This window comes from Arthrobacter sp. NPDC093125 (genome assembly GCF_044754225.1).
Taxonomy (GTDB): domain Bacteria; phylum Actinomycetota; class Actinomycetes; order Actinomycetales; family Micrococcaceae; genus Arthrobacter.
The window spans coordinates 453,190-467,816 of the sequence record NZ_JBIVOQ010000003.1 but is presented as its reverse complement, the minus strand read 5'-3'; the positions used below and the strand labels follow the sequence as shown (position 1 = coordinate 467,816).

Genomic DNA, 14,627 nt, shown 5'->3' with positions numbered 1-14,627 from the left:
CTGTGTGCTGTCCCCGCCTTGCGGTGACGGCCGCACAACCACGTGGACCAGAGCGGCGGTTGGAACCGCAGCAAATGGCGATAGTAAGAGCCTGGACACACCGGCCAGGAATGGAATCGGGATGGAGCAGCAGGGGGAACCGTGGACCCGGAGAAGGACCAGCCCAAAAAGCGCGACGGCGAGCCGCAGGGTGACGCTGCCGGCGCTTCCCAGCCTGCCGGCGCCCCCAAACCTCCGCCCTGGCAGGTGCCCAAGCCGGACCTCCGGCCTGAGCTCCGGCACCCTGAGGAGACTGGCGGTCGAAGCCAGTCCGGATTCCCCCAGCCAGGTCCCGTCTTCGATCCCTTCGCCCGCGACCGCGAACGGGAGGAAGGTGCGCGGAAGAAGCGCTCCCAGCGCCGCACCGTGGCGGTGGGGCTCGGCGTGACAGCGTTGCTGGCCGGCACCATCACCGCGATCGTGGCAAGCAATGAGCAGGATCCTGACTACGCCCAGGTCTGCTTTAACGAGGAGACAGGCGAGCGCGTCGAGGACACCCAGTGCAACAGCTCGGCCGGGCGCGGCGGGGCCTTCTACGCCTGGTACTTCTATGCGCGTGGCGCCAGCGTCCCGGGCATTGGCCAGAACAGGACGGCCTATCCGGACTTCACCAGAACTGTTCCCCAGGGCGCCAAGACCTCCACCGGGTACAGCACGAAGGGCGGCACGGTCAGCAGGGGCGGCTTCGGCAGCAGCTCCAAGGGCGGAAGCACGGGAGGCTAGGGGTGAAGAGATTGACCGCCGCACCCCGGCCGGACTGGAAACAGAAAATCGAAGAGCAGGGCCTGGTTTTCTCGACCACCACCATGCCGGACGGCCGGAAAATCGAGTACTGGAATGAGTCCGCCTACTACGAGTTCACCATGGACGAGGTGGAGGCGCTCGAGGTCACGGCCGAGGACATGCACAAGATGTGCCTGGAGGCGGCGAAGTTCCTCGCCACGGGGGCCATGGGGCCGATCGGGATAGGCCAGCAGGGGCTGGAGCTCGCCGCCGAGTCGCTGCAGGCCGGGGACATGGACATCTACGGCCGGTTCGACTTCATCTATGACGGCCAGGGCGGCGCGGCCAAGATGCTGGAGTACAACGCGGACACGCCCACCGGGCTGATCGAGGCGGCCGTGGCCCAGTGGTTCTGGCTGCAGGACGTCTTTCCGGAGAAGGACCAGTGGAACGGCATCCACGAGGCGCTTATCCGGCAGTGGAAGAAGCTCCAGTACCGCACGGGCATGAGCACCCTCCACGTGGCGCATTCGGAGGCCGAGGAATCCGGGGAGGACTGGATGACGGCCGCGTATATGCGCGATGTGGCCGGCCAGGCAGGCTGGACCACCATCGGCATCAACATGTCGGACATCGGCTGGGACCCCAACCTGAAACGGTTCGTGGACCTCGACAACTACATGATCAGCACCATGTTCAAGCTCTATCCGTGGGAGCTGATGCTGAAGGAACCTTTCGGCCACCGCCTCCTGCAGCGTGCCCACAATCCGCGGTGGGTGGAGCCGGCCTGGAAAATGCTGCTCTCCAACAAAGCCCTGCTGGCCGCGCTGTGGCACCTCTATCCAGGCCACCCCAACCTGCTGCCGGCGTACCTGAACGAACCCGGGCCCCTGCAGGAATGGGTCGCCAAGCCCCTCCACGGCCGCGAGGGCGACAACATCAAGATCCATGCCAGGGGCATCAGCCTGGAACAGCCCGGCGGGTACGGCCGCGAAGGATGGTGCTACCAGCAGTTCCATCCGCTTCCAGACTTCGACGGCAACCACCCCGTTCTGGGCCTTTGGGTGGTGGACGGCGAGTCTGTGGGATGCGGCATCCGCGAGTCCGATGGCCCAATCACCGACTACTTCTGCCGGTTCGTCCCGAACACGATTGATGCGCCCGCGCCGCCGGCCGCCCAGACCAACTCCAACAAGGCAGGTATCGCACTATGAGCACTGGAATCACGACGGCGGGCGGCGGCGCCGGGAACCAGCCGGCCGGTCCGGTGCCCGGCAAGGGGCTGCACGCCGGGATCCTGGACCTGGGCGACTCGGTGATGCTGGGCCTGGCCTCCACTGCTCCGGTGTACTCGCTCGCCGCCACGCTGGGCCTCATCGTGGCCGTGAACGGAAACTACACTCCCCTGATCCTGGTCCTGGGCTTCATCCCCGTGCTGTTCATCGCATACGCATTCCGCGAACTCAACAGCGCCATGCCGGACTGCGGCACCACGTTCTTCTGGGCCCGCCGTGCGTTCGGACCGTGGGCGGGCTGGCTGGGCGGCTGGGGTGTGGCCCTGGCCGGCGTCGTGGTTCTGGCCAACCTTGCCCAGGTGGCGGGACAGTACCTGTGGCTGCTGGTCGGAGACGGGTCCCTGGCGGAAAACGCCCTGCTCGTCACGGCGACGGGCGTGGTGTTCATTGCCTTCATGACCCTGGTGAACTACCGGGGCATCCGGCTCGGCGAGCACGTCCAGCGTGCCCTGACATACGTCCAGTACGTCTCACTGGGAATCTTTGCCGTGGCCATCATCGTCGGCATTGCAGGCGGGACCGGTGGTGCCACGACCACGCAGCCGTTCGACTTCGAATGGTTCAACCCGGCCGGGGCCTTCGCGGATCCGGGCGCAGTGGTCCACGGTGCCCTGCTCGCTCTCTTCATCTACTGGGGGTGGGACACCTGCCTGGCGGTGAACGAGGAAACAGAGAACCCCTCGAAAACGCCTGGCCGCGGCGCCGTGATCTCCGCCTTCGTACTGGTGGCCATTTACGTGTCCGTGGCTCTGCTGGTGATGATGTACGCGTCCGTTGGGACAGAGGGCATGGGCCTTGGCAACACCGAGAACCAGAACGACGTCTTCCTCGCCCTGAAAGACGTGGTGCTGGGCCCGTGGGGCTGGCTGATCGTCCTTTCCGTCCTGGCTTCGGTGCTGTCATCCACCCAGACCACCATCCTTCCGACGGCGCGCGGCACCCTGTCCATGGGCGTCCACGGGGCTTTGCCGCCAAGATTCGGCCAGGTCCACCCCCGCAACCAGACTCCCGGATTCTCCACGCAGATAATGGGTGCCGCGGCGATCGTGTATTACGTGGCGATGAGTGTCCTCAGCGAAAACCTGCTCTCCGATTCCATCAGTTCCATCAGCCTTTTCATCGCCTTCTACTACGCGCTGACCGGATTTGCCTGCGTCTGGTACTTCCGCGGAACGCTCCGCAGCTCGGCCAGGAACCTCTGGTTCCAGTGCATCCTGCCCCTGCTGGGCGCGCTGTCTTTGACCGCCGCGTTCTTCATCTCCGCCGTCCAGATGTGGGACCCGGCGTACGGGGATACCGAGATTTTCGGCGTCGGCGGTGCATTTGTCAGCGGCGTGGTGCTGCTGGCCCTGGGCGTGGTGCTGGCCGGCGTGTGCCGGTTCCTGCCGTCCACCCGGGACTACTTCCAGGGCAGGCAGCGCGTTTCTGCCCGGCCCTGAGGAGCAGGACCGCCGTAGGATGCTGGCATGAGCAATGATGCCCTTGACCCCGCGGCAGCAACGGCAGAGTACGGTCTCCCTGACCCGTCCGACATCATGGCCATTGATTCGCTGCTGACTTCAGACGAGCTGGGCCTTCGGCAAAGGATCCGGGACTTCACGGACCAGCAGATCAGGCCGGACATCGCCGACTGGTACGACCGCGGCATCTTTCCACTGCACATCGCCGCGCAGCTGGGTGAGCTGGGCGTCCTGGGCATGCATCTGGAAGGCTATGGCTGCCCGGGCCGCAGCGCGGTGGAGTACGGCCTCGCCGCCATGGAGCTTGAAGCCGGTGACTCCGGGATCCGCACCTTTGTCTCGGTCCAGGGCTCGCTCGCCATGTCCGCCATCCACAAATGGGGCTCCGAGGACCAGAAGCAGGAATGGCTGCCCCGGATGGCCGCGGGAGAAGTGATCGGCTGCTTTGCGCTGACCGAACCCTCCGCTGGATCGGACCCGTCCTCCATGACCACCACGGCCCGGCGGGACGGCAGCGGCGATGACGCAGGCTGGATTCTGGAGGGCACCAAACGCTGGATCGGGCTCGCCTCGGTCGCCGATGTCATGGTGGTTTGGGCCAGGACCGACGACGGCGTCCGCGGCTTCCTCGTGCCCGCCGGCACTGCGGGAGTCACCGCCGTCCCCATCAACCAGAAGCTTTCGATGCGCGCTTCGGTACAGTGCGACATCACGTTCGACGGCGTCCGGCTGGGGCCGGAGGCCCTTCTGCCGGGTGCCCGCGGACTCAGCGGTCCCTTCTCCTGCCTCAACGAGGCCCGCTATGGCATAGCGTGGGGCGCGATGGGCGCGGCCCGCGACTGCTATGAGGCGGCCCTGAGGTACGCGATGGACCGTTTGCAGTTCGGCCGGCCGCTGGGCGGCTACCAGCTCACCCAGGAGAAGCTGGTGAACATGCTGCTGGAGATCCAGAAGGGCACCCTGCTCGCCCTGCAGCTGGGCCGGCTGAAGGACGCCGGCAGGCTGCGGCCGGAGCAGATCTCGCTGGCCAAGCTGAATAACGTGCGGGAAGCGATCAAGGTAGCCCGCGAGGCGCGGACGATCCTGGGCGGCAACGGCATCACGCTGGACTACTCCCCACTTCGTCACGCAGCCAATCTGGAGTCGGTGCGGACCTACGAGGGAACGGACGAGGTCCACATGCTGATCCTCGGCCAGCACATCACCGGCATCTCGGCATTCCGCTGAGCAGCAGAGCTCAACCAGCGAAACCCGGTGCCACGGTCTGCCACCAGGGGAAGCGCGAACGGACACTTAAGCCCCGGCATTTAAAACCCCGGGGGGCTTAAGTGTCCGTTCGAGCTGGTGGCGGGTTGCGGCCGTTCGAAGCGCGGTCCAGAATGCCAGCATGGCGGAGTCGGGTGATTCCAGGCGTGAGCGCCGGCGTGCGGCAGTGGGAACAGCCCTGTTCGCCCTCGGTCCCGTCACCGTGGCTGGCGTACTGCCTTGGGTGGTGACCCGCTGGAAGGTGCAGAAGCCGGTGCCCGGCGGCCTGCCGGCGCAGCTCGCCGGTGCGCTGCTGCTGGGGTCCGGAACGGCGGTGGTTGCCAATTCCTTTGTTCACTTCGCGGTGGAGGGCGTCGGGACGCCCGCCCCCTTTGCCCCGCCGAAGCACCTCGTGGTGGGAGGGCTGTACCGCTTTGTCCGCAACCCGATGTACGTGGCGATAGCCGCAGCAGTCACCGGACAGGGGCTCCTGCTCGGCCAGCCGAAGCTGCTCGCCGCCGTCGCGTTGGGTGCCCTTCCTGTCACGGCCTTCGTGAGGTTCTATGAGGAACCCGCCCTTGCACGGAAGTTCGGCGCCGAGTACCAGGCCTACAGAGATCATGTGCCCCGCTGGCTCCCCCGGCTCACGCCGTGGCGGCCGGAGTCCCCGTCCGGCACGGGGCCTGCCCTGTAGAAACGAGTGCAAGGTTGACAGAATCAGGCGGAGAAGCCGCCGTCGGCCTTGATCAGCTGGCCCGAAACCCACCGCCCCTCCGGGGAGAGCAGGAACGCAACGGTACCTGCCACGTCTGCCGGCGTTCCGAGCCGGCCGCCGGGCTGGAGCCGGATGACTTCTGTCCGCACTTCCGGACTCATCCAGCCAGTGTCCACCGGGCCGGGGTTCAGCACGTTGGCGGAGATGCCGAGCGGACCGAGCTCCCGGGCGGCGGCAATGACGATCCTGTCGAGCGCCCCTTTTGACGCGCCGTAGGGGAGGTTGAACGCTGTGTGGTCACTGGTCAGCGCAACGATCGCGCCGCCGTCGGGCCCTGCCTGCCGCGCGAAAGCGGCGATCAGCTGCCAACTGGCGCGGGTGTTCACGGCGAAGTGGCGCTCAAAACTTTCCAGTGTGGTGTCCAGGACGCCGGAATCGACGGACTCCGCATGGCTCAGCACCATGCCCTGAACCGTCCCGGCCTGCTCGGCGACGTCCGCCATGAGTTTCTCCACGGCTTCCGGGGCCTGGAAGTCAGCGGGCAAGGAAACTACTTTGGCCCCGATCGCCTCAAGCTCCGCGGCGAGCTGCTCGACGTCGTCGGGCTGGATGCCCCAGGGCATGCGGGCGTCATACTCCTGCCAGTAGTTCAGCACCAGGTCCCAGCCGTCGGCCGCCAGCTTCCGGGCGATTCCGGCAGCGATGCCGGTCTGGCGTCCTGCCCCGGTGACGAGGGCAATGGGGCGCTGCGCGTCAGTGCCGAGGGGCTCAGCGCCGTGGTTGTCGTCCAGAGCCATTCCGATGTCCCCCGTTGCTGTCAGGTGCTGTGCCGCGGCTCATTCTACTGATCGCAGGTTACTGCCGGCCGCTGTGGCACTGCTGGCTGCCCGTACTGTCGGCCGCCGCTGGCTTCCGCCCGGCAATCAGGCGGAGCCGGCCTCCACGGGCTGCGGCTTCCTGCTGCCGGCGTCCTTGCGGATGGAGGCGCTGATGACGGCGGCTATGGTGCACATCGCGGCCGCGCCAAGCCAGGCGTAGGTGTAATGGCCGGTGGCGTCCCGGAGGGCTCCGGCCGCCAGGGCAGCGGCTGCCGCACCGAGCTGGTGCGCGGCGAACACCCAGCCGAACACGACGCTGCCGTCCGCGCCGAACGCCTGGCGGCAGATGGCGGCAGTGGGCGGCACCGTGGCCACCCAGTCAAGGCCGTAAATGACCACGAACACGATCATGCTCGGCTGGACCGTGGCGCTCAGCAACAGCGGCAGCACCAGCAGCCCGATGCCGCGGAACTGGTAGTAGACGGCCAGCAGGATTCTCGGGTTGAAGCGGTCCGTCAGCCAGCCCGAAGCGATGGTGCCCACGATATCGAAGATCCCGACGACGGCCAGCAGCCCTGCGGCGGTGGTTTCTGGCATGCCGTGATCGTGCGCCGAGGGGATGAAATGCGTGCCGATGAGGCCGTTGGTTGTGGCACCGCAGATGAAGAAGCCGGCGGCCAGGGCCCAGAACGTGCGCACTTTGCTCGCCCGCTTGAGCACCTGCAGCGCACGGACTGCGGCGTTCCCGGATGGCTCTTCGGCCGCCGGCCGGGTGGCCGCGGGCGGTGAGGACGCCGGTTCTGCATTCGCCACGGGCGCTTCCGCACCGTAAGGCAGCACCCCGACGTCGGCGGGCGAGTTCTTCAGGAATTTCAGCACGAGCGGCACCACGGCCAGGGCGCCGGCCGCGATCAGCAGGGAGGCCTGGCGCCAGCCGGGGTCCTGCGCCAGCATGGCGATGAACGGCAGGAAGACCAGTTGGCCGGCGGCGCTGCCGGCGGTCAGGATGCCGATCACCAGCCCGCGGCTCTTCGAAAACCACGTGTTGGCGATGGTCGCGGCGAAAACGAGCGCCATGGAACCTGTCCCCAGCCCGATCAGCAGGCCCCAGGTGAGCAGGATCTGCCAGGACTGGTTGACCAGCACCGTGAGTGCACTGCCCGCCCCGATCAACATCAGTGCGAACGCTGTCACCGACCGGATGCCGAACCGCTCCATGAGTGCGGCCGCGAAGGGTGCGGTCAGGCCGAACAGGACCAGGTTGATGCTGACCGCTGCCGACAGCACGGTGGTGGACCAGCCGAACTCCTGCTGCAGCGGCACCATGAGCACGCCGGGCGCGGCCCGGAAACCGGCCGCGCCCACGAGGGCCAGGAAGGCAACGGCCGCCACGATCCAGGCCGGGTGCAGGGGACGGCGCCGCGGGATCCGCGGCTTCCGCCCGCCAGTCTCCTCGACACGGGGCGGGAGGTCTTTCGAGGCGTCGGCTTCACTCACTTCGGGGCTGCTCATGTGGCCGTTCCTTGTTCTCGTGGAATGTCAGCTTCTCGTGGAATGTCAGCTTCGCGTGGAAAGTCACCTGGGCGAGGAGGCCCGGGTTAGGGTACCCGCCGGAGTTCGGCCCGGGACGGCCGGTAGGCCAGCGCCCAGTACACCAGGAGCGCAATGCCGCAGACGACGCCGAGGCTGGCGACCATCAGCGGCCACTGGGTGGAGGGGTCCTTCCCCCATTCTTCAGCCCCTGCCATCATGGCCAGGTCTTTGGGCGCCAGGTAGAAAGCTACTGCAGACGCGCAGACGATGATCCAGCCTGCCAGCTGCATCCGTCCGCTCCGGGTGGGGACCCGGTGCATCGCGAAAGCCATGCACGGCAGCGCCACGGCCATCCAGACCCAGTGATGCGACCACGAGACCGGACTGATCAGGAGCATCAGCACCGCCGTGGCGGACACCGCCACGAAGTTCTCATCCACGGCGTGGGCCCACTTGATGACGAGTGTGGCCACAGCCACGAGGCCGAGCGAGAGAACGAGCCACACCACGCTGGTCAGGGCGGAGTCGGGCATTCCAAAGTGCAGCAGCAGGCCCTTGAGGGACAGGTTGTCCACGTAGGCGGGACCGCCGATGCGGCCGGTGTCCGGGAGAATCCTGGTCCAGAAGGAAACCGAGGCCTGAGGCAGCACCGCCCACGCCAGCGCGATGGATCCGAAGAACCCTGCAGCCATCCAGGCAAGGGCCTTGAAGTCGCGCCGGACCAGGAAATAGAGGCCGAACGCCAGCGGTGTGAGCTTGATTCCTGCAGCGATGCCGATCAGCAGGCCTGCCGGCCACCGGATCTCCCCGGCGCGGTCCTTTCCGTGCAGGGCGAAGTCCGCCAGGATCAGGCCCATCAGGATGATGTTGATCTGCCCGAAAACAAACGTGTCCCGCCACGGTCCCAGCAGCAGGATCGCCGCCGTTCCTGCCAGGGCCACAGTCCGGAAGCGCCAGTCCGCGAAGGCTTCACGCCAGCGGCCCAGGCCGAAGTAGTGGCGGCTGAGCCAGGCCGACACGACGCCCGCTCCCGCGAGCGCCGCGCCGATGAAAAGCAGGCTGCTTTCGCTAAAGCTCAGGGTGGCGAGTCCGGCAAACAGCAGGGCAGCGAACGGCGGGTACGTAAACGGCAGCCCGTCTCGGACCGCGTACAGGACGCCGGCACCGGTCTCACCTGTCTGCAGCACCTTCGTGCCGCCGTAGTAGTAGACCTCGAAGTCGTTCATTGCCGGAGGGTAGTACGACTTGAGCACCATCAAAGCGGCGACGACGGCGAGCGCACCTGCCGCCGTCGCCAGCCAGCCGTAGAGCAGCGCCCGCCGGCCCGGTGCTGCGCCTGAAGTTGTTTTGCCCGATGTCTTGAGCCCGGTTGTGCTCTGGGGAATCACATTCACGGGATGAACGTGAAGGCTTGCTCGAGATCCGCAATGAGGTCCTCGGCGTCCTCGATGCCGCAGGAAAGCCGGATGAGGTTGACGGGGACAGCGAGTTCGGTGCCTTTCACCGAGGCGTGCGTCATTTCAGAGGGGTAGTTCATCAGGGATTCGATGCCGCCCAGGGACTCGGCAAGGGTGAAGACCGACGTCGACTCGGCCACCTTGCGCGCAGCCGCTTCGCCGCCCTTGAACTGGACGGAGACCATGCCGCCGAACTTTCTCATCTGCTTCCGGGCGAGGTCGTGGCCCGGGTGCGAGGGCAGGCCCGGGTAGAGAACGGCCTCAACCTCCGGGCGTTCCAGCAGCCACTCGGCCACGGCCTGGCCGTTGTCGCTGTGCCGGTCCATGCGCACTCCGAGTGTCTTGAGTCCGCGTGTGGTGAGGAAGGCGTCCATGGGCCCGGAGACCGCGCCGACTGCGAACTGCACGAAGCCGATCTTCTCTGCCAGTTCGGCGTCCTTGATCACGATGGCGCCGCCCACCACATCGGAGTGGCCGCCGATGTACTTGGTGGTGGAGTGAACCACGACGTCGGCACCCAGGGCGAGCGGGGTCTGCAGGTAGGGGGACGCGAAGGTGTTGTCGACCACCAGGAGGGCCCCGGCGTCGTGCGCCACCTTGGCGAGCGCCTCGATGTCGGTGATCTTCATCAGCGGGTTGGAGGGGGTCTCCACCCACACGAAGCGGGTCTTGTGCGCGGCCACCGCGGAGGCAACGGCGTCGAGATCCGACATGTCCACCGGGGTGTTGCCGATGCCCCAGTCGCCGAGCACGCGGCTGATCAGGCGGTAGGTGCCGCCGTAGGCGTCGTTGCCGAGAACGATGTGGTCACCGGGGCGGGTCAGGGCCCGGATGAGGGAGTCTTCGGCCGCGAGTCCGGAGCTGAAGGAATAGGCGTGCGTCCCTCCTTCGAGTGCAGCGAGCTGCTCCTGCAGTGAGTCGCGGGTGGGGTTGCCGCCGCGGCCGTACTCGTAGCCGTCGCGCAGGTTGCCGATGCCGTCCTGGGCATAGGTGGAGCTGAAGTGCAGCGGCGGCACCACGGCGCCGGTGCGGGGCTCGAAGTCCTGGCCGGCGTGCACGGCGCGGGTGTTGAATCCTTGGTTTTTTGGGGCAGACATGGGGCTCCTTGGATCAGTTGCTGAGGTACGCGAGGAGGTCGTGGCGGGTCAGGATGCCCACGGGGGCGCCGACGAAGGTGACCATGACGGTATCCACGCCGGAGAGCAGTTCACGGGCAGCGGAGATGGTTTCCAGCGAGCCGATTACCGGCAGCCGCTCCCCCATGTGCTCCGAGATCTTGTCCGTCAGCTTGGCCTCGCCGCGGAACAGCTTCGCGGTCAGCGAGCGTTCGTCCACGGCTCCGAGGACCTCGCCCATGACCACGGGCGGTTCCTGGGACAGCACCGGGATGTGGCTGACACCGAACTCGTTCATGATGTTGATGACATCGCGGACGGTCTCGTTGGGGTGGATGTGGACCAGGTCCGGCAGTTCGCCCGTCTTGAACTTGATGACTTCGCCCACGGACGCTTCTTCCCCGCCCGAGAGGAAGCCGTAGGAGCGCATCCACTGGTCGTTGAAGATCTTTGCGAGGTAGCCGCGGCCGGAGTCGGGCAGGATCACCACCACCACGGCGTCCTCTGGGAGATCCCGTGCGGTCCGCAGCGCGGCGACCACGGCCATGCCGGAGGAGCCGCCCACGAGCAGGCCCTCCTCCCGCGCCAGGCGCCGGGTCATGGCGAACGAGTCCGCGTCGCTGACGGCGAGCACCTGGTCCGGAACGGATTTGTCGTAGTTGGCGGGCCACATGTCCTCGCCGACGCCTTCGACGAAGTACGGGCGGCCGGTGCCACCTGAGTAGACAGAGCCTTCGGGATCCGCGCCGATGATCCTGACCCGGCCGCCGTCGGACTCCGGACGGTCCGCCGAGACTTCCTTGAGGAAGCGGCCGGTGCCGGTGATGGTGCCGCCGGTGCCGGCGCCGATGACGCAGTGCGTCACCTTGCCGTCGGTGTCGCGCCAGATCTCCGGGCCGGTGGTTTCGTAATGGCTGCGCGGCGCGGCGGGGTTGGAGAACTGGTCCGGCTTGTACGCTCCCGGAATCTCGGTGACCAGGCGGTCCGAAACGCCGTAGTAGCTTTGCGGGCTGTCCGGTGCCACGGCGGTGGGGGTCACCACCACCTCCGCACCGTAGGCCTGAAGGACGGCGCGCTTGTCCTCGCCCACCTTGTCCGGCACCACGAAGATGCACTTGTAGCCCTTTTGCTGGGCCACCAGGGCGAGACCGACGCCGGTATTGCCGGACGTCGGCTCGATGATGGTGCCGCCGGGCTGGAGCTTGCCGTCCCGTTCAGCTTCCTCGACCATCTTGGCCGCAATACGGTCTTTGATGGAACCGCCGGGGTTCACGTATTCCAGCTTCACGAGGACGGTGGCTTTGATGCCGTCGGTGACGTGGTTGAGCTTGATCAGCGGGGTATTGCCGATAAGGTCCAGAACGGACTGGGCGTACTTCATGGGTACAAACTTACCGTCTTGCCCGCCTGCCGGGGTTTCACGCGGCGCCCGTCCTGCGGCGTGGCCTTCCTCTAGCCGGCCACTCCCCCGGTGCTTCCGGCGGTTCCCTCAGCGCCACCGGCGGGCAGGTTTTGCCACAGTCCCAGGATGTTGCCCTCGGTGTCCTTGAAGTAGGCGTAGAAGCCCATGCCCGGGATGGCATCCTTCGGCCTAATCACGGAGCCGCCGAGCTGCTCAACCGTCTTGAGGGTGGCGTCGATGTCCTCCACATCCACCGTAATGACGGGACTGGTCAGCTCGCCCTCCCTCGCCATCATGCCGCCGTTGATGGCACCGGGCTCCGTCGGCCGGCCTGTCTGTTCGTCCATCGGCGTGGTGATGACGACGTTGTAGTCCATCTCCGGCATGGGGTCGATCCTCCAGCCGAGAGCCTGGTTATAGAAGTTCCTCGCCCGTTCCTGGTCGTCCGCGGGGATTTCGAAATGCACCACTCCACCCATTACAACCACCTGAATTTCGAAGGGAAGGACGCGGCGAACCCGCGCCACACCTGGGATTGTAGTCCTCCCGGCCGCGCCGAATAAGGCCCTGACGGTTGCCGTCTTGCGCGCCGGCACGGTTCCCCGGGTGCCCGCACGGTTGCCTGCCGCCCGCGATGTCGGTGGTCCGTGGGACGATGATTCCATGACCATCACCGACGTCCCCGCCAGCGTTGCCGCTGCCGCGGACGGCGCATTGCGGTGGTACTCCGGCGGCCCCTACAGCCTGCGGCAGACCCTCGGGCCGCTCAGGCGCGGCAACGGGGATCCCTCGTTCGCCTCGCGGCCGGACGGTCTCTGGATGGCATTTACGACGCCGGACGGCCCGGTCACCCTGCGCCTCACCAGCGCGGAATTGGGGCCGGACCCGCACGTCGATGCACAGGCCTGGGGCCCCGGTTCCGCGTCGGCCCTCACCGCCGTGCCCCGCCTGCTGGGCGCTGGCGACGACTGGTCGGCGTTTGACGAGCCCGCTTTCAACGCGACGCTGCCGCGGATGGTACGGGAAGCACGACGCCGGAACCCGGCGCTGCGCCTCCCGTCCACCGGGCGCATGGTTGATTCCCTCGTGCCCACCATTTTGGAGCAGAAGGTCACCGTCATCGAGGCCAGGCGGGGCTTCCGCTACCTCATGTACCGCCACGGCACCCCGGCTCCCGGCGCCTCCACGGTTGCACCTGCCGGGCTGCTGGTGCGGCCCACCCCCGAGCAGTGGCTGCGCATCCCGTCCTGGGAATGGCACAAGGCCGGCGTGGGACCCCAGCGGTCCGCAACCATCATGTGCGCGCTGCGTTCCGCCGTCGCGCTTGAACGGCTTGCCGCCCTGCCTGCCGCGGAGGCTGCCGAGAAGATGCAGACCATTCCGGGGATCGGGGTGTGGACTGCCGCGGAGGTGGTGCAGCGGACGCACGGCTGCCCCGACTCCATCGCCGTGGGCGATTACCATCTTGCGGCGGATGTGGGCGCCGCCCTGACCGGCCGCCGGACCGACGACGCCGGCATGCTGGCCCTGCTGGAGCCGTGGAAGGGGCACCGGCAGCGCATCGTCCGCATGATCGGGCTCAGCGGCTTCCGGAAACCCACGTTCGGCCCGCGGATGACCATCCAGGACCACCGCGGCCACTGACCCCTTCCTGCCAGCAGCGCGAACGGACACTTAAGCCCCCGCCCCGGAATCCAACCGTGACGGCGGAGTCCTGCCCGTACACTCCTCATCCGCGGCTGCCCGTGGACGCTTGCTTCCGCTGGGTATACGGTGGGCGACAAATGGGAGCCGGTATCCCGGCCGGGGATTTAGACCCTTGGAGCCTCAGTGATTCATACCCGGAAACTCACTAAGACGTTCACTGTCAAAAAGGAGACCGTGGAGGCAGTCAAGGGCGTCGACATTGACGTCGCCCCTGGCGAGCTTGTCGCTTTCCTCGGCCCGAACGGGGCCGGAAAATCCACCACCCTGCGCATGCTGACCACGCTGCTGAAGCCTACGTCCGGTTCAGCGTCGGTTGCCGGCGTGGACGTCGGGGCGGACCCCGCAGGGGTACGTGCCCGTATCGGCTACATCGGGCAGGGCAACGGCGGAGGCCACAGCTACCGCGTGATCGACGAATTGATCATGCAGGGCCGCTTCTACGGGATGAACACCACAGATGCCGCAGCGCGGGCAAAGGAGCTGCTCACATCCCTGGACCTTGCGGACCTCGCCAAGCGCACCGTTGTTAAGCTCTCGGGCGGCCAGCGGCGGCGGATGGACGTTGCCCTTGGACTGATGCACTCGCCCCGGCTGCTGTTCCTTGATGAGCCCTCCACAGGGATGGATCCGCAGAACCGCGCGAACCTCTGGGAGCACATCACGCGCCTGCGGGCCGAGCATGGGACCACCATTGTGCTGACGACCCACTACATGGATGAGGCAGATTCCATGTCTGAGCGCGTCATCGTCATTGATCACGGAGCCATCATCGCCGACAACACGGCCGCCCGCCTCAAGGCGGACCTCGCCGGAGACCTGCTGGCCGTGGAGGTCGCGGCTGGTGCCGCCGGGGAGGTGCGCGGACTGCTTGGGCACGCCGCCGCGGAAGGCGAGGTGGAGGAATACGCCCACGACGCCGTCGTCCGTTTCCGCCTGCGGCTCACCAACGGATCACGGCTGGCTCCGGACCTGCTGAGGAGGATGCACGACGCCGGGGCTCCCGCCCAGTCCCTGGAACTGAAACCCCCGACACTTGATGACGTATTCCTGGAACTCACGGGACGCAGCCTGCGGGAAGGCGCTGAGGTCTGATGACTGCGACCAGCACCCCTCTGCGG

At 67.0% G+C, this 14,627-nt stretch carries 13 protein-coding genes; 7 read left to right on the top strand and 6 right to left on the bottom strand.

Annotated elements, in window-relative coordinates; translation table 11 throughout:
• Positions 1 to 141: 141 nt before the first annotated feature.
• The 5 genes from ACIP9X_RS09375 to ACIP9X_RS09355 all read left to right on the top strand — a co-directional run bounded on the left by ACIP9X_RS09375 (position 142) and on the right by ACIP9X_RS09355 (position 5,456).
• Positions 142 to 762, top strand: coding sequence for a Tat pathway signal protein (locus tag ACIP9X_RS09375; RefSeq protein ID WP_400479438.1), 621 nt, complete (start codon positions 142 to 144; stop codon positions 760 to 762).
• A gap of 2 nt (positions 763 to 764) precedes the next feature.
• A complete protein-coding gene (locus ACIP9X_RS09370) occupies positions 765 to 1,976 on the top strand; it encodes a glutathionylspermidine synthase family protein (RefSeq protein WP_400479437.1) in 1,212 nt (403 codons plus the stop codon).
• Positions 1,973 to 3,496: an APC family permease gene (locus ACIP9X_RS09365; RefSeq protein WP_400479436.1), complete on the top strand. Its 1,524-nt coding sequence runs from the start codon at positions 1,973 to 1,975 to the stop codon at positions 3,494 to 3,496. The genes ACIP9X_RS09370 and ACIP9X_RS09365 overlap by 4 nt, the downstream gene beginning before the upstream one ends.
• A 27-nt stretch (positions 3,497 to 3,523) precedes the next feature.
• Positions 3,524 to 4,744 carry an acyl-CoA dehydrogenase family protein gene (locus tag ACIP9X_RS09360; RefSeq protein ID WP_400479435.1) on the top strand — a complete coding sequence of 407 codons (1,221 nt, stop codon included), beginning with the start codon at positions 3,524 to 3,526 and terminating at the stop codon, positions 4,742 to 4,744.
• Between the two features lie 160 nt (positions 4,745 to 4,904).
• Positions 4,905 to 5,456: a methyltransferase family protein gene (locus tag ACIP9X_RS09355; protein ID WP_400479434.1), complete on the top strand. Its 552-nt coding sequence runs from the start codon at positions 4,905 to 4,907 to the stop codon at positions 5,454 to 5,456.
• Positions 5,457 to 5,479: 23 nt separating this feature from the next.
• Here ACIP9X_RS09355 and ACIP9X_RS09350 read toward each other — a convergent pair whose 3' ends face one another.
• From ACIP9X_RS09350 to ACIP9X_RS09325, 6 genes are all read right to left on the bottom strand, one after another.
• Positions 5,480 to 6,274 carry an SDR family oxidoreductase gene (locus ACIP9X_RS09350; RefSeq protein WP_400479433.1) on the bottom strand — a complete coding sequence of 265 codons (795 nt, stop codon included), beginning with the start codon at positions 6,272 to 6,274 and terminating at the stop codon, positions 5,480 to 5,482.
• Between the two features lie 126 nt (positions 6,275 to 6,400).
• Positions 6,401 to 7,807, bottom strand: a complete 1,407-nt coding sequence (locus tag ACIP9X_RS09345; protein ID WP_400479432.1) for an MFS transporter — start codon at positions 7,805 to 7,807, stop codon at positions 6,401 to 6,403.
• A gap of 86 nt (positions 7,808 to 7,893) precedes the next feature.
• The gene (locus ACIP9X_RS09340) at positions 7,894 to 9,222 is read right to left on the bottom strand and encodes a glycosyltransferase 87 family protein (RefSeq protein WP_400479431.1); all 1,329 of its coding nucleotides are present in this window, start codon (positions 9,220 to 9,222) and stop codon (positions 7,894 to 7,896) included.
• Positions 9,219 to 10,382: a cystathionine gamma-synthase gene (locus ACIP9X_RS09335; RefSeq protein WP_400479430.1), complete on the bottom strand. Its 1,164-nt coding sequence runs from the start codon at positions 10,380 to 10,382 to the stop codon at positions 9,219 to 9,221. Before ACIP9X_RS09335 ends, ACIP9X_RS09340 begins: the two co-directional genes overlap by 4 nt.
• Before the next feature lie 13 nt (positions 10,383 to 10,395).
• Positions 10,396 to 11,781 (bottom strand): cystathionine beta-synthase, encoded by a 1,386-nt coding sequence (locus tag ACIP9X_RS09330; RefSeq protein WP_400479429.1) that lies wholly within the window; start codon positions 11,779 to 11,781, stop codon positions 10,396 to 10,398.
• A 71-nt stretch (positions 11,782 to 11,852) separates the two neighbouring features.
• The gene (locus ACIP9X_RS09325) at positions 11,853 to 12,281 is read right to left on the bottom strand and encodes a VOC family protein (protein ID WP_400479508.1); all 429 of its coding nucleotides are present in this window, start codon (positions 12,279 to 12,281) and stop codon (positions 11,853 to 11,855) included.
• 184 nt (positions 12,282 to 12,465) lie between these two features.
• Between ACIP9X_RS09325 and ACIP9X_RS09320 the strand changes: the two genes are divergently transcribed.
• Positions 12,466 to 13,446: a DNA-3-methyladenine glycosylase family protein gene (locus ACIP9X_RS09320; protein ID WP_400479428.1), complete on the top strand. Its 981-nt coding sequence runs from the start codon at positions 12,466 to 12,468 to the stop codon at positions 13,444 to 13,446.
• Positions 13,447 to 13,632: 186 nt separating this feature from the next.
• Positions 13,633 to 14,601 (top strand): ATP-binding cassette domain-containing protein, encoded by a 969-nt coding sequence (locus tag ACIP9X_RS09315; protein WP_400479427.1) that lies wholly within the window; start codon positions 13,633 to 13,635, stop codon positions 14,599 to 14,601.
• The last annotated feature ends 26 nt before the right edge of the window (positions 14,602 to 14,627 follow it).

What these genes read in the sequence shown, in the direction of transcription:
- ACIP9X_RS09365 (WP_400479436.1), top strand. Translation starts at nt 1,973, where the DNA reads ATGAGCACTGGAATCACGACGGCGGGCGGCGGCGCCGGGAACCAGCCG.
- ACIP9X_RS09330 (WP_400479429.1), bottom strand. Translation starts at nt 11,781, where the DNA reads ATGAAGTACGCCCAGTCCGTTCTGGACCTTATCGGCAATACCCCGCTG.
- ACIP9X_RS09335 (WP_400479430.1), bottom strand. Translation starts at nt 10,382, where the DNA reads ATGTCTGCCCCAAAAAACCAAGGATTCAACACCCGCGCCGTGCACGCC.
- ACIP9X_RS09320 (WP_400479428.1), top strand. Translation starts at nt 12,466, where the DNA reads ATGACCATCACCGACGTCCCCGCCAGCGTTGCCGCTGCCGCGGACGGC.
- ACIP9X_RS09325 (WP_400479508.1), bottom strand. Translation starts at nt 12,281, where the DNA reads ATGGGTGGAGTGGTGCATTTCGAAATCCCCGCGGACGACCAGGAACGG.
- ACIP9X_RS09345 (WP_400479432.1), bottom strand. Translation starts at nt 7,807, where the DNA reads ATGAGCAGCCCCGAAGTGAGTGAAGCCGACGCCTCGAAAGACCTCCCG.
- ACIP9X_RS09350 (WP_400479433.1), bottom strand. Translation starts at nt 6,274, where the DNA reads ATGGCTCTGGACGACAACCACGGCGCTGAGCCCCTCGGCACTGACGCG.
- ACIP9X_RS09360 (WP_400479435.1), top strand. Translation starts at nt 3,524, where the DNA reads ATGAGCAATGATGCCCTTGACCCCGCGGCAGCAACGGCAGAGTACGGT.
- ACIP9X_RS09355 (WP_400479434.1), top strand. Translation starts at nt 4,905, where the DNA reads ATGGCGGAGTCGGGTGATTCCAGGCGTGAGCGCCGGCGTGCGGCAGTG.